5 protein-coding genes and 1 pseudogene are annotated in these 15,685 nt (G+C 73.8%); 2 read left to right on the top strand and 4 right to left on the bottom strand.

Features of this window, described 5'->3' with window-relative positions:
- Positions 1-2: 2 nt before the first annotated feature.
- Entirely contained in the window at positions 3-1,079 is a 1,077-nt protein-coding gene (locus EV371_RS14430; protein ID WP_130462488.1) for a BtrH N-terminal domain-containing protein, read from the top strand.
- On the top strand, positions 1,076-9,118 hold the full coding sequence (locus EV371_RS14435) for a non-ribosomal peptide synthetase (protein WP_130462489.1): 8,043 nt from the start codon (positions 1,076-1,078) through the stop codon (positions 9,116-9,118). Before EV371_RS14430 ends, EV371_RS14435 begins: the two co-directional genes overlap by 4 nt.
- Before the next feature lie 414 nt (positions 9,119-9,532).
- On the opposite strand, the pseudogene EV371_RS34310 reads toward EV371_RS14435, so the two are convergent.
- The 4 genes and pseudogenes from EV371_RS34310 to EV371_RS14455 all read right to left on the bottom strand — a co-directional run.
- Positions 9,533-9,733, bottom strand: a pseudogene (locus tag EV371_RS34310) (MbtH family protein); the annotation flags it as partial.
- 61 nt (positions 9,734-9,794) lie between these two features.
- A complete protein-coding gene (locus EV371_RS14445) occupies positions 9,795-10,178 on the bottom strand; it encodes a VOC family protein (protein WP_130462491.1) in 384 nt (127 codons plus the stop codon).
- Between the two features lie 12 nt (positions 10,179-10,190).
- The gene (locus EV371_RS14450) at positions 10,191-14,786 is read right to left on the bottom strand and encodes a non-ribosomal peptide synthetase (RefSeq protein WP_165436691.1); all 4,596 of its coding nucleotides are present in this window, start codon (positions 14,784-14,786) and stop codon (positions 10,191-10,193) included.
- Positions 14,787-14,897: 111 nt separating this feature from the next.
- On the bottom strand, positions 14,898-15,590 hold the full coding sequence (locus EV371_RS14455; protein WP_486484613.1) for an LmbU family transcriptional regulator: 693 nt from the start codon (positions 15,588-15,590) through the stop codon (positions 14,898-14,900).
- Positions 15,591-15,685 lie beyond the last annotated feature (95 nt).

Genomic DNA, 15,685 nt, shown 5'->3' on the forward strand with positions numbered 1-15,685 from the left:
CGATGAAGGTGCTGTTGAAGGACGTCCCGTTCTGGTTCCACGACCTCGGCAACTGCCTGCACGACTGCTTCGGCACGCTGCTGCTGCGCCAGGGCTTCGACCCGGTGGAGGCGCTCGGCGCGGGATGGGAGTTCCACCACGACCCGGCGCGGGTGAGTGGCGAGGAGTACTACCACCCGGCGCCCCGGCCGACCCTGGGGGAGAACCTCTTCCCGTTCCATCCGGTGCGGGCGCGGTGGCAGGAGCCGGCGGACGCGCAGGAGGCCTGGGCCGGCATCCGGGCGTCCATCCAGGACGGCCGTCCGGTGCTCGCCGCGGTGGACAACTTCTACATGCCCATCCGGCCGGCGTTCGGTGACGTGCACGCCGCGCATCTGGTCGTGGTGTGGGGCTTCGACGACGAGGCACGGGAGGTCTACCTGCTGGAGGCCACACCGCCGCTGTTCACCGGGCCCCTCGCGCTTGACGACTTCCTGCGCGCCCGGGGCTCGGCGAACGAGGCCCGGCCCAACACCAGGGACTACTTTTTCGCCGGCCACCGGATCCGGCACCGCTGGATCGACGTCGAGTTCACCGGAACGGCGCCGAAGGCCACCGCGGCCTGGGTGGGCGGGGTCGTGGCGCACAACGTCCGTGGCTGGCTGGAGCCCGGCGACCCGCGCCGCGGTGGGCTGGCGGGCCTGCGCCACTGGCTGGCCGACGTGGCTGGGCGGGACGACCGGGCCGGCGCACTGGCGGAGCTGTACGGCGTCGGCTGGGCGGCGCAGGGAGCGGCGGCACTGCACGCGGACTTCCTGCGGGTGACGGGGAACCGGTTGCGCTGCGATGCGCTGGTGCATGCCGGGCGACAGGTCGACCGGCTGGCCCACCAGTGGACCGGGCTGCGCATCTTCGGCGCGCACAGTTCCACCACCGGCGACAACTACGCCGCGGAGCTGAGCCGCCGGACCCGCCTGCTGCTCGCCGACCACGAGGACGTGCTGGACCGGCTCACCGCCGCAATCCGCCGGCTCGACGAGCCGCCGGGCGATCCGCGCCCGTTGACCGCCGCCGGCGCGCGGCCGCTGGGCGCGTCGTGACCGGCGACAGCCGCCCGCTGATCGACGCCCTGCTACGGCGTGCGGAGCGCGAGCCGGCGAGGGTGGGATACCGCGACCTCGACACCGCCACCGGGGCGCTGCGCGATCTCACCTATGCCGACGCGGCCACCCGCGTGGCGGAGGTCGCCGCGCGGCTGCGTGAGTCCTGGGCGCCCGGTCAACGGGTGGCGCTCGCCATTCCGGGCGGCCTCGACTACCTGGTGAATTTCCTCGGCATTCTGGCGGCGGGACTGGTGGCCGTGCCGCTGCCGCCCCGGGGCGGTCGGCCGCTGCAGACGGCCGAGCTGGCCGACCACCCGATCGTGCGCGACGCCGGCGCCGTGGCCGCGTTCGGGCCGGACGGCCTGGCCGGCCTGGCCCGGCCGACCGAAGCGGGCACCGAGCCCGCCGGGTCGGAACTCGCCGTGCTGCAGTACACCTCGGGCTCGACCGGGGTCCCCAAGGGCGTCATGGTGACCCACGCGAACCTTGCGCACAACACCGCCGCCATCACCGACGGAATGACGCTCACGCCGGCGGACCGGGCCCTGGTCTGGCTGCCGCCCTACCACGACATGGGTCTGGTCGGCGGCATGCTGTCGCCCCTGTGGTCGGGCATGTCGATGACCCTGATGCCGGCCGAGGCGTTCGTCCGTCGGCCACTGGCCTGGCTGCGGCTGGTCAGCGAGGGCCGGGTGACGGTGTCCGGCGGCCCGAACTTCGCGTTCGACCTGTGCGTCGAGCGCATCCCGGCCGACGAGCGGGCCGCCCTCGACCTCTCGGCGTGGGCTGTCGCGTTCACCGGTGCGGAACCGGTCCGGGCCGGTACGCTGCGCCGGTTCGCCGAGGCGTTCGCGGTCGCCGGCTTCCGGCCCGAGGCGTTCTACCCCTGCTACGGCATGGCCGAGGCGACCCTCATCGTCAGCGGCGGCGCGCGCCTCGGCGGCCTGCGTTTCCGGGCGGACGACGCGCCCGATGTGCCGGAGCGGGTGTCCAACGGCTCGGTGCTGGGCGGCCAGACGCTCACTGTGCTCGACCCGGAGACCGGCGTCCCGGCCGACCCCGGCGAGACCGGCGAGCTGGTCCTGCGGGGTCCGAGCGTGACCGCCGGCTACTGGCGGCGGCCCGCCGAGACCGCCGCCGTGTATCGGACGGACGGGCTGCGGACCGGCGACATCGGCCGGATCGTCAACGGCGAGGTGTTCATCACCGGCAGGCTCAAGGACATCGTCGTGGTGCGAGGCCGCAACATCCACGCGGAGGACGTCGAGGAGATCCTGCGCGGCGTCGATCCGGTGCTGTGCGGGTCCGCGGCCGCTGCGTTCGCGGTCGAGCCGGCCGACGGGTCGGCGGGGGAGCAGTTGGTCGCCGCGATAGAGGCTCCGGCCCGCGGTGTGGAGCTGCCGGCCGATTTCTTCTCGCGGGCGCGGGCCGCGATCCTCGCGGCCACCGAGGCGAGCCCGGCGGCGCTGCTGCTGGTTCGCCGGGGCGGTCTCCCGCGGACTACCAGCGGCAAGGTCCGCAGGTCCGTCGCCCGGGACCGGTACCGGCGCAAGGAGCTTCCGGTACTGCACGAGGACCGGCCCGCCGGCGGAACCTTCGAGGCATCCGCCGACGCGCCCGAGGGGCTCGCCGGGATCGTGGCCGACCTGTGTGCCCGGGTCGCGGCCGTGGGCGGGGTCGCGGAGCCGCGCGGCGACGTCTCCCTGCTCGAACTCGGCCTCGACTCGCTCGCGCTCCTGCAGCTTCAGGGCGACATCGCCACCCACTGGGGTGTCGAGGTGCTGGTGGCCGACCTCATGGCCGCGCCGTCGGTTATCGCACTGGCCACGCTGATCGCCGAAGGGCAGGGCGGGGCGGCCGCGACGGGCACCGCCAGCGGCGGCGCGATGGCCGAGGCCAACGGGGACGGCATCCGCTACCTCGAGCGGTACCACGCCGGCACCACGATGCACGTGCTCGGCCGCGCGTTCCGGCTCGGCGGCGACGTGGATCCGGACGCCTTGGAGCAGACGCTGCGCCTGCTGTTCGACCGGCATCCCGCCCTGCGCGCCACGACCGCCGGAGCGGCCGGCGAGCCGCCGCCGTCACCGGTGCTGAGACGTATCGACCTGCGCGGGCGCCGGGCCGAAGCGGTCGACGCGGCGGTCCACCAGGTCACCAACGCCCCCTTCGACCCGGCCGCCGCAGGGCTGTTGCGTGCCGCGCTCGTCGAGACCGACGCCGGCCGGATTCTCGCCGTCGCGGTGCACCACGCGGCGGTGGACCTCTGGTCGGCCGCGCTGCTGCTCGCCGAGTTCGCCGAGATCTACCGCGCGCTGCGCTCCGGTGCCGAGCCGGTGCTGCCCGAGCCGGGCCGGCTGCCCGGTCCGGGCGACGTCGAGGCGTGGGAGCGGCTGCGCGAATGGTGGGCCGCTGCCTTCCACGGCTACGAGGCCGGGCACGCCACCCTCCCGGCGGACTACCCGGCGAGCGGAATGTCGGCCGAGCACGTCGGCGTCGTCCGACGTACGGCCGGCGACCTGCCGGGCGACGCGCTCGCCGCCGCGGCCACGAGGCTGGGCACCACCGCGTACACCGTGCTGGTCGCCGCGCTGGCCGCGCAGCTGGCGCGCTATGCCGGCGGCGGTGACGTCGTGCTCGGCACGCCGGTCGCGGGCCGGGGGACACCGGCCCTGCGCGGCGTGGTCGGCTTCCTGGCGAACTCCGTGCCGTTGCGCCTCGACGGGGCGGCGGGCAGCCTTGCCGAGCTGGTGCGCCGTGCGCACCGGGCGGTGACCGCCGCCCTCGACCACCAGGCGCTGCCGTTCGCCGAGATCGTGGAGGCTGCGGGCGCCTCCCGCCGGGACGGGCGGAACCCGCTTTTCGACGTGCTGTTCGTCTACCACCGCCCGCCCGCCTTCGCCCCGGCGGGCACCGTGGGCCTCGCCCTCGGCCTGCCCGGCGTGCTGCTCGACCTGGGCGGCCTGCGGGCCGAGACGCTGCCGTTGCCGTCGACGGGCAGCGCGGTCGAACTCACAGTGGAGGTCGGGGAAACCGAGGCGGGCACCGTCGTGGCGCTGCGGTACGACGCCGACCGGTTCGACGAGGCGACGGCCGCGGCGATGCTCGACGAGTACGTCGCCACGCTCCGGAGCGCCTTGGCCGACCCGTCTGCGCCGGTGACCGGAGCGCGCGCCGGCACCGAGCCGCTGCCGGCCGCCGGGCCCTTCCGTGACGTGCTGGACCGCATCCGGGAGCACTCCCGATCGGACGCGGTCGCCGTGCGGCAGGGACCGTCGGCGCTCACCTACCGTGGGCTCTGGCGGCAGGCCACCGGTCTTGCCGCCCGCCTTGCCGCGCGCGGGGTGGGTCCCGAGGTCTGCGTCGGCGTGGCCGTGCCGCGCACGCCGCAGCTGCTCGTCGCGCTGCTCGGCATCCTGCGGGCCGGTGGCGCGTACTGCCCCGTCGACCTCACGCTGCCGCCCGCCCGGCTGGACGCGATCCGGCGTGACGCGCGCCTCGCACTCGCCCTCGCCACCCGGGCCACCGTGGGCCAGGTGCCGGCCGGCTGGCCCGTGCTGCTGCTCGACGACGGCGACGCCGCGGGCGGCGGGTCCCCGGCCGGGTCGGCCCCGCACCCCGAGCAACTGGCCCACGTGCTGTTCACCTCCGGGTCGACGGGCCGGCCAAAGAGCGTCGCGATGACCCGGCGCAACCTCGCCGCGTTCATCGGCTGGGGTGTGCGGGCATACCCGGCCGGCCAGCTCGCCGGCGTCCTGGCCGGCACCCCGCTCACGTTCGACCTCTCCGTATTCGAGCTCCTCGTCACGGTGGCGGCGGGCGGCACCGTGATCATCGCGGAGGATGCCCTGCAACTATCGCGCCTGCCCGAGCGGGAACACGTGACCCTGCTCAACACGGTGCCCTCCATCGCCGCCCAGCTGGTCGCCGACGGCCTGCCGGCGGGCGTCGGCGCGGTGAACCTGGCGGGCGAGCCGCTGCCCGCCGCCCTGGTCCGCGACCTGGCACACGCCGATGTCGGCCGGATCGTCAACCTGTACGGCCCGACCGAGGCCACCACCTACGCCACCGTCGCCGAACAGGACCCGGCCGATCGCCGGCTGGTCACCATCGGCACCGGTCTGCCCGCGGTCGGCGCCCGGGTGCGGGCGGCCGGCGGCCGGGCGGCCGGCACGGGCGAGCCCGGCGAGCTGTATCTCGGCGGCGCCCAGGTGGCTCGTGGCTACCTGGCCGACGCCGCTGCGACCGCCGACCGGTTCGGCCCCGACCCGGCCGGCGCGCCGGGCACCCGCGCCTATCGCACCGGCGACCTGGTCCGCCGGCGGCACGACGGTCACCTGATCTATCTCGGCCGCGGTGACCGGCAGGTCAAGGTGCGCGGGGTGCGGATCGAGCTCGACGAGATCGAGGCGGTTCTCGGCGCCCATCCCAGCGTGCGCGAGGCCGCCGTCGTCGTGCACCGGGCCGGCGAGCCGGATGCCGCGCTGGCCGCGTACGTCGTCGGCGACGCCGACGCCGCCGTACTGCGCGCCCACGTGGCCGCTGCGCTGCCGGCGGCCATGGTGCCGGTTCGGTGGCTGGCGCTGGACGCGCTGCCCCGCAACGCCCGCGGCAAGCTCGACCGGGAAGCGCTGGCCCGGGTTCCGGTGCCGGCGGAGCACGTTCCGGCGCGGCGGACTCCCCGCACGCCGACCGAGCGGACCGTCGCCGAGATCTGGGCCAACCTGCTCGGCGTCACCGACCCGGACCCGGACGCGGACTTCTTCATGACGGGTGGGCACTCCCTGCTCGCGATGCGGCTGCTGACCGCCGTCGAGGAACGGACGGCGGTGCGCCTTCCGCTGGGCCGGTTGCTGGACCAACCGACCATCGCCGGGCTGGCCGCGCGACTGGACGAGGCGGGCGCGTCGCCGGTCGCCCCCGCACCGGCCACGGACGACGCTTTCTACCCGCTGTCGCCGACCCAGGAGCGGCTGTGCCTGTTGCAGGCGCTGGCTCCCGACAGCCCGGCCTACCACATCGCCGGGCAGGTGCGCCTGCGCGGGCCGCTCGACCCCGGTCGGCTGGAGCGGGCGCTGCGGGCGGTCGTCGACCGGCACGACGGCCTGCGGGTGCGGTTGGAGACCCGGGAGGGGAACCTCAGGCAGCGGGTCGGTCCGGCGGCGCCGGTGCACCTTCCCGTCGAGGAGGCGAACGAGGCGGATATCCCCCGGCTGGCGGCGGAGGCGGCGACCGCCCCGTTCGACCTGACGGCCGCGTCGCCGTGGCGGGCACGGCTGCTGCGCGCGCCCACCGGCGACCACCACCTGATCTTCGTGGCGCACCATGCGATCTGCGACGGCTGGTCGCTCGATCTGCTCGCCCGCGACCTGGGCCGGGCGTACGCCACGGACCGTCCGCTGCCGCCGGCCGGCTCGAGCGTCGCCATCGCGGCGGGGCAGCACGCCGAATCGACCGCACGCGGCAAAGCCGGGGCTGAGCTGGACTGGTGGCGGGACCGGCTGGCCGGTCTGCCCGAGCTTGCGCTGCCCACCGACCGCCCCCGGCCGGCGGTCGCGTCCCGTCGCGCCGCAACCGTGCGCCGTACCCTGGCGGGTGAAGCGCTCGCCGGGCTCGACGCATTGTGCACCGAGACCGGCGCGACCCGTTCCATGGCGGTGACCGTGCTGGTGAGCGCGGTGCTCGGCCGGCGCGCCGGCCAGCACCGTTTCGGCCTCGGCGTCGCCGTGGCCGGCCGCGGGGCGAGCGGCGCCGCCGAGGTGTTCGGCGCCCTGGTGAACACCGTCGTCTTCCGGGCCGATCTGACCGACATGCCGTCGCTGCGCGCCATGCTCACCCGCACCAGGGCCGAGCTGTTCGAGGCGATCGCGCACGATGACGTCCCGTTCGCCGAGGTCGTCCAGGCCACCGGGGCCGGTCACCCGGCCCTGGCCAACCCGCTGTTCCAGGTGATGCTCGGCGAGCAGCCGGCCACCGCCGAGTTCTGGCTGGACGGCGTGCGCGCCGAGGTCACGCCGATACCGACCGGTGTCGCGAAGTTCGATCTCAGCGTGCTGATCGGCGCTGCGGCCCGGCCCGGCCCGCTGGAGGTCGCCTTCGAATACGACGCGGACCTCTTCGATGCGTCCACCATGGACCGCCTCGCCGACCAGCTGCTCCGGCTCTGCGCCGCCGGGGTCGCCGCCCCGGACGTTCCGCTGGAGCGCCTCGACCTGATGGACGCGGCCGACCGCGCGCTGCTGGCCGGCTGGTGCGACGGCGGTGAGGTGCCCGATCTCGGCTCGCCCTGGCTGCACGGGGCGATTCTGACGGGGGCGTCCCGCCACCCCGATCGGATCGCGGTCGCGGCGCCCGAGGAATCGCTCAGCTACGGGGCGCTGGAGCGCCGGGTGCGCCGGTTGGCGGCCGGGCTGCGCAGCCTCGGGGTGGGCGTCGAGGACCGAGTGGCCATCTGCCACCGGCGCACCGTCGACCTGCCGGTCGCCATGCTCGGCGTTCTCGCCGCCGGGGCCGCCTACCTGCCGCTTCGCGACAGCGACCCGGCTGAACGCCGCGCCGAGATGCTCGCCGACGCCGGCGCCCGGCTGCTGCTCACCGACGCCGACACGGCGACCTGGCTCGACGCCTACGACGTGCCGGTGGTGACGATCGACGACGCGGTGGCCGCGGCGGGCCGCACCTGTCTGGCGCTCGACGATCCCGCCCTGCTCAGCGTCGACCAGCTGGCGTACGTGCTGTACACGTCGGGCTCCACCGGCCGGCCGAAGGGCGTCGGGGTGACCCACCGCGGGGCGCTCGCCAGGATCGCGTGGGGCCGGCAGGCGTTCGGCGCGGACGAGATGGCCGGCGTCCTCGGCGCAACCTCGCTCGTCTTCGACCTGTCGTTGTTCGAGCTGTTCGCCCCGCTGACGGCCGGTGGCACCGTGGTTCTGGCCGAGTCGGTGCTCGAGCTGCCCACGTTGCCGGACCGGGACAGGGTGACTCTGGTGACGACGGTGCCGTCCGCGATGGCCGCACTGCTCGACATCGACGGGTGGCCCGGCGGGGTACGCAGCGTGGCCCTCGGCGGCGAGCCGCTCTCCGCGCCGCTGGCCCGGCGCGTCTGGACCCGCGGGCCGGGACGGGTCATCAACCTGTACGGCACGACCGAGGACAGCTTCTGCTCGACCTGGACGGAGCTCGACCGCGAGGTGTCCGTGGTGACCGCCGGCTATCCGCTGCCCGGCTCACGCATCGTGGTGCTCGCCCGTGACCTCGTACCCGTGCCGCCGGACGTCGTCGGCGAGATCGTGTCCCCCGGCGTCGGAGTGTCCCGGGGATACCTGGGCCGGCCCGGCCTCACCGCCTCGGTCTTCGTCCCCGACCCGGCGGGCCGGCCGGGAGAACGCCAGTACCGCACCGGGGACCGGGGCCGGTGGACGCCGTACGGGCTGGACGTGCTGGGGCGGCTGGACCAGCAGGTCAAGATCCGTGGACATCGGGTGGAGCCGGGCGAGATCGAGTCCGCCCTGCTGGCCGTGCCCGGGATCGCCGAGGCGGTCGTCCATGTGACCGGGCACGGCGACGCACCCGACCGGCGGCTCGTGGCGTACCTGCGATGGCGGCCCGGGGAGGCCGACCCGGACACCGGCGCCCTCCGCGCGGCCCTGCGCCGCCGGTTGCCGGAATACATGGTGCCGGCCGCGTTCGTCACGCTGGATGCGTTCCCACGGACGGCGAGCGGCAAGGTGGACCGCGTCGGGCTCGCAGCGGTGCCGGTGCCCGAGGTGATCCCGGATGCCGGCGAGCCACCGCACGGTGCGACGGAGACAGCGGTGGCCCAGGTGTGGCAGGACCTGATCGGCGTGCATCCGATCGCCCGCCACGACCGGTTCTTCGAGCTCGGCGGCGACTCGCTGCTCGCGGCGAGAATGACCAGAAGGCTCAGCGAGCGGTACGGCGTCGACCTCTCGCTGCGCCTCATCTTCGACGACGACCGGCTGCTGTCGTTCGCGGCCGCGGTGCATCGCGCCACTGCCGGTTCACCGTCCGCCTGACCGGCATGCACGAAGCGGCGCCCCGGCCGATGCGGCCGGGGCGCCGTCGTGCGTCGCGGATCAGGCAGCCTGCAGACTTCCCCGCCCGGCGAGCGTACCGACGTCGACCAGCGCCCGGCAGGTGGCCGCCCGGAAATCGAGCGTCAGTGTGCCGACGAGGGTGACGGTGCCGGTGCCGGCCGCGAAGTCCGCCGCGGACGCGTCGGTCTCCGGAGTGAGCCGCACGCCCAGCTCGGTGCCGCCGTTCGTGCCGGAGAACCGCAGGTGTACGTATCGGGCGTCGATCGCGTCGCGCAGGCGGGCCGGGTCGGCCCGCGGCCGGAGCACCACCTCCACCGGGTGCTCGCCCGCGGAGAGCCGGTCGAGCAGGTCCGGCCCGTCGTCGGCGGGCTCCCCGGCGGGCAGCGCCGGCGCCGCGGCCATGGCCCGGCGCAGGCTCAGCGGCCGCATGTCGGTCCAAACCTGCTCGATGTGGGCCAGGCAGGCGTCCTTGCCGCCGGCGAACCCGACCTGATGCCAGCCGTCCGGCAGCGGGCGCTGCTCGGGCCAGATCGAGTGCTGCTCCTCGTCGTTGCGCACGACCTGGTAGGACTCGTGCTCCACCTGCTCGTCCATCGCTTCCTCCTCGGATGCCGCTGTGCATACGCGCGGCGGACGGACCGGCAGCCGGTGACGATCAGTCGCGCACGCAGAACTCGTTGCCTTCCGGATCGGCCAGCAACGTCCAGACGTCGAACTCGCTGATCACCGACGCGCCAAGGCCGACCAGGCGGGCCACCTCGGCCGCCCGGTCGTCGGCCCGCAGGTCGACGTGAACCCGGTTCTTCGTGGTCTTCTTCTCCGGAACGAGCTGGAACCAGAAGCGCGGGCGCACTCCCGGGTCCGACTCCACCAGCACGCTCGGATCGTCCTCGGGGTCGTCGATGCCGTTCTCCCGCAGTCGCTTCAGCTCGGCCTCGTCGTACGGGGCCACCCGGTACCCGTCCAGGGCGGCGGCCCAGAAGCGGGCCTGCGCGGCAGGGTGTTCGCAGTCGACGACGACATCGTGCAGTTCTGCCATGCGGCGAGTCTTTCATGTGGACAGCTCCGGCACGACGGCTCGCGCGGCGCCGTGCAGCTCCGCGATACCGGTACGCGGATCGCGGGCGAGCGCGCTGAGCACCGTGCCGTACCGGTCGGCCAGCTCCACCGCGGTGGCGGCCGGGTAGGCGTCCGTCGCATGGCTCACCGTGCCGTGCAAACCGTCCGGCCGCCGCTCCATGGCGAGCGTCAGGTCGAAGTCCGCATACGCCGTGTCCAGCTCTACCGGTGTCAGGTCGATGCCGGGCGCGGGCCGCAACCGGGTCGCCTCGGTCAGCAGATCGAAGGTGATCCCGAACGGGAGGCGGGCGCCGTCCGGGTCGAGGGCAAGGCACAACGCCTCGGCCGGGACCTCCTGGTGGGCGTACGCCTCGACCACTCGCTCGCGTACCTGGTCGAGCACGTCGCGAAGGCTGACGAGCCCGGTCAGCCGGATCCGCAGCGGCATGGTGCTGACGAAGTTGCCGACGAGTCCCGCCGTGCCGGGCCGGACCCGGTTGGCGAGGGGCACGCCGACCACCACGTCCTGCTCACCGGTCATCGCCGAGAGGGTCACGACGAAGGCGGTGAACGTGAGCACGAACATCGACGCGCCGGTCTCGCGCTGCACGCCGTCCAGCGCGGCGGTCACCTTCTCGTCGACGGCGAACCGGTGTGTCGCGCCGGGCCGGGGGGCGGCGGCCGGCGTCGCGGTTTCGCGCCCGGGCAGCGCCAGGGGAGCGGGCGCACCGGCCAGAACGCCGGTCCAGTACGCCAGGGACTCGGCGTTCGCCGGCTCGTCCGCCTGCCCGTAAGCGCAATGCCGGTACTGGATCGGCAGCGCGGCAGGTGGCTCGTCCACCGCGACCGCGTCGGCGAAGGACAGCAGCTCGTGCGCGAGCACGGCACGGGACCAGCCGTCCCACAGCAGCGGGTGCACGGTGACCACGATCAGCTGGTCGTAGGGGGCCAGGCGGAGCAGCCGCAGCCGCACCAGTGGGCCGTGCCGCAGATCGAAGATGTGTGCGACCTCCGCCGCGAATGCCTCGGCGACGGCGCTCCAGCCGGCGTCCGACAGATCCACCTCGGCGACGTCGGGGGGAAGGTCGGCGTGCACCACGCCGACCGGCTCCGGTCCGTCGGTGTCGAACGTGGTGCGCAGCGTCTCGTGCCGGGCCACCACCTGGCGTACGGCCCCGGTCACCGCCTCGGGATCGACGAAGCCGCGCAGCCGGGCAGCCATCGGCTTGTTGTAGCGCCCCGCCGTGCGCCACCACCACCGCTGCTGTGCGGTGAGCGGAACCCGTTCGCCGTCGGCCAGGTCCCGCGCCGGCGCCGTAGGGTCCGCCGGCACCAGATCGGCGAGGTGGCCGGCGAGCGCGGCCACGGTCGGGGTCGCGAACAGCGTACGCAACGGGATCTCCACGCCGAGCGTCTCGACGATGCGCGACTGCAGGTGCGCGAGCTGCAGCGAGTTGCCGCCGAGCTGGAAGAAGCTCTCGTTCACGTCGATGTCCCGAGTGCCCAGGACGACCCCGAAGACTTGCTCCAGCAGGGTGCGTTCCAGGTCGGTGCGCGGCGGCGTGTGCGGCCGGTCGGCCGGTGCGGCCAGCTTGTCCGGGTCGGGCAGGGCCGCCCGGTCCACCTTGCCGCTGGGCATCAGCGGCAGCTCGTCGACCGGCACGATGAGCCTGGGTTCCATGTAGCTGGGCAGGCGCCGGCGTAGCCAGTCGCGCAGCTCGTCCGGCCCTGCCGGCTCGCCGGCTTCCGGCTGGGCGTACGCCACCAGGTGCTTGGACTCGGCCGGCGTCTCGCGGACCACGACCACGGCCCGGGACACCGCGGGGTGCTGCTCAAGCACGGCCTCGATCTCGCCGACCTCGATGCGCAGGCCGCGGATCTTCACCTGTCGGTCGGCCCGGCCGACGAACTCGAGGATCCCGTCCGCCCGGTGCCGCGCCAGGTCGCCGGTGCGATACAGGCGTGCGCCGGGCGTGCCGCCGTAACCGTCCGGGACGAAGCGGTCGGCGGTCAGGCCGGGCCGGTTCAGGTAACCGCGGGCCAGACCCGTTCCGCCGATGTACAGCTCGCCCGGCACGCCGACCGGCACCGGACGCAGCCCCTGGTCGAGCAGGTGAACCTGATGGTTCGGCATGGGACGACCGATCGGCGGCATCCGCTCGTACGGCTGGTCGAGCTCCATCAGCGTCATCATCACGGTCGCCTCGGTCGGCCCGTACCCGTTGATGAGCCGCCGTCCCGGTTGCTGCCATCGGGTGGCCAGCGGGCCGCCGAAGGCCTCGCAGCCGATGAACTGGATGCGTAGCGACGGCATCGCGGCCGGGTCGAGCATGTGCAGGACGGCCGGTGGAATGTCGGCGACGGTGACCTGCTCGCGCCGGGTCAGCCCGGTGAGCGCCGCCGGATCGAGCACCGTCTCGCCGTCTGGGACGACCAGCCGGGCGCCGGAACAGAGTGCGCCGAAGATCTCCAGCACGGACACGTCGAAGCACACCGTGGCGAACTGCAGCACGGCATCGCCGTCGACCGTGCCGATCTCGTCCAGCGTCGAACGGATCATGTTCGCCACCGCGCGATGCGAGATCATCACGCCCTTCGGGCGCCCGGTCGAGCCCGAGGTGTAGATGACGTAGGCGAGGTTGTCCAGCCCGGCCGGACCGCCGGCGGGCGCGACCGGCACGGCCGGCAGCGGCTGCTCGGGCACCTCGTCCAGCAGGATCGCCGGCGGGCCCGACCGGGGCAGGAGGCCGGCGTTCCCGGTGGTGCTCACCACCAGCGGCACGGCGGCGTCCCGCAGCATGTACTCGATGCGCTCGGCGGGATGGGCGGGATCCAGCGGCAGGTACGCCGCTCCGGCCTTGAGGATGCCGAGGATGCCGAGCGGCAGCAGCACCGACCGCTGCACGCAGAGCCCGATCAGCACGTCCGGGCCGGCACCGGCCCGGTGCAGCCGCGCGGCCAGCCGCTCCGCGCGCGCGTTCAGCTCCCGGTAGGTCAGCTGGCCGTCCGGGGCGGTCACCGCGATCGCGTCGGGCCGGGTGGCCGCCCATCGCTCGATGGTGCGGTGCAACGGCTCCAGGTCGTGGTCGGCGGCGGTGTCGTTCCACTGCCGGGTCAACAGGTCCAGCTGCGCCTCGTCCAACAGAGGCAGGTCGGCGATCGCCGTGTCCGGCGCCGCCGCGATACCGGCCAGGAGCGTGCCGAGGTGCGCGGACATCCGGTCGCAGGTCTGCGGGTCGAACAGGTCGGCGTCGAACTGGATGCGCCCGACCAGCTCGCCCTCGAATTCCCGCAGGTCGACCGTGATGTCGAACTTCGCCACGCCGTTGTCCAGCTCGATCGGGCTGAGCCGGAAGGAGCCGAACGTCAGGTCGGCCGGCGGGCTGTTCTGCAGCGCGACCATCACCTGGAACAGCGGGTTGCGGCTGCTGTCCCGGTCGGGCTGCAGCTCCTCCACGAGGCGCTCGAAGGGCAACTCCTGATGGTGGTACGCGCCCAGCGCCACCTGCCGGACCCGGCCCAGCAGCCGGCGGAACGTGGGGTTGCCGTCCAGGTCGCAGCGCAGCACCAGGGTATTGACGAAGCAGCCGATCAGGCGTTCGGTCTGAGACTGGGTGCGATTGGCCACCGGCGAGCCGACGACGATGTCGGTCTGCCCGCTGTAGCGGGCCAGCAACACGTCCACCGCGGCGAGCACGACCATGAACAGCGTCGCGTCCGCCTCGCGGGCGAGCGCCTTCAGCCGCCCGGTGACGCCGGCCGGCACCCGTACCGTCCGGGTGTCGGAGATCAGGCGCTGAACGGCCGGCCGGGGACGGTCGGTGGGCAGGTCCAGCGCGCGAGGCGCGTCCTCGAGCCGATCGCGCCAGTAGCCGAGCAGCCGGTCGAGGTGCTCACCCGTCAGCCGTTGCCGTTGCCACACCGCATAATCGGCGTACTGGATGGGCAACGCGGGAAGATCCGGACTCCGGCCGTCGGCCAGCGCCCGGTACACCGCGGCGATCTCCCGGATCAGGACGTCGTCCGACCAGCCGTCGGAGATGGTGTGGTGCATCAGGTGCAGCAGAATGTGCTCGTCGTCCGCCACCCGAAAGAGCCGGGTGCGAAACAGCGGGCCGGTGGCCAGGTCGAAGGACTCGCCGCGCTGGGCGCGGGCCAGCCGCAGCGCCTCGGCGGCCGGGTCGGGCACCGCGCGCAGGTCGACCGCGTCCACGACGATCGGCACGTTGGGCAGCACGACCTGCACCGGTTCGCCGTCGACCAGCTCTATCCGGCTGCGCATCACCTCGTGACGGGCGGCGACGGCGGCCAGGCTCCGCTCGAAGAGCGTCACGTCGAGCGGCCCGCGGAGCCGGGCGACCAGCGGGATCGTGTTGTACGCATGACCGGCGCCGAGCAACCGGTCCAGGATCCAGAGCCGCTCCTGAGAGAAGGACAGCGGGGCGGGCCCGGTGCCGCGGCGGCGGGGCACCACCACCTCCGTCGCGGAGCGGCCCTGCGTCCAGCGCCGAAGCAGCGCGGCTCGGGCCGGGCTCAAGCCGGCACGCATCTGCGGTACGCCGGCCGTGTCGTCGATCGTGTCGGGCAAAGCACACCTCCGGGCCTGATCTTTGGGCGGGCGCGCTCCTGTCTCGCTGGCGAGACATGGCTGGCGACACATGGATTGCCGTCGTGGCGCACCGGCCGCCCGGCGCCAAGTTCACGCGCTTGCGGGCTCCTCGCCGGCGTCGGAATCGTCGGCGGCGAGCGTCTGGGTGGCGGCCGTGTCCAGGGCGTCGAGGATCCACGCCTCGAATTCGATGCGGGACTGGTCGGCCGCTGCCCGCCAGCGCCGGAACCGCTCGCCCGGAACGTACAGCCGCGGCAGCACCGCGTTGCTCGGCGTCGACGGCAGCTCGCCGGCGCGGCTCACCCGGATCTGCCGGCGCAGCTGGTTGCGCGACCAGCCGTGCTCCTCCGCCTGGTCCAGCCACTGGTCCTGCTCGGGCTGGGGCAGCGAGGCCGCCTCCGCGTGGTGCTGGAAGCTGAGCGACGGACGCCTGCGCTCGATGCTGAACCGCCGGGCCACCCACGCGTAGTTCCGCAGCGTCTGGTAGTCGAGGTTGGCGAGCTGAATGACGTGCAGGTAGCGGTCGGCATACCGGTTCTTGCCGTAGACCAGCCAGTCGCCGAGGCACCACGCGGACGAGTCGACGATCCGGGACAGCTGCTGTCCGGCGGCTTTCCAGCCGTCAAATGTCGTGTCCGACGGAATCTCGAGGCCCACCCGAGTCACGAGTATCTGTCGCCGATGCAGCTGTGGAATGGCCTTTGCCTCGGGCGCGGTGTCGTCGGCTCTCATTCTGGCTGAGCCATTGAGGCGGGCTGCGTTTGTCAACTTCACGTTGGACACGGAGACCCCCGGTGATGACGTTGGTGTTTCTGCATTGGGGTTAATCGATCCCCTAGAGAGATCGACTTCACTCGAAGAATAGCAGCATCCAAACG

Source organism: Plantactinospora sp. CNZ321 (assembly GCF_004217235.1).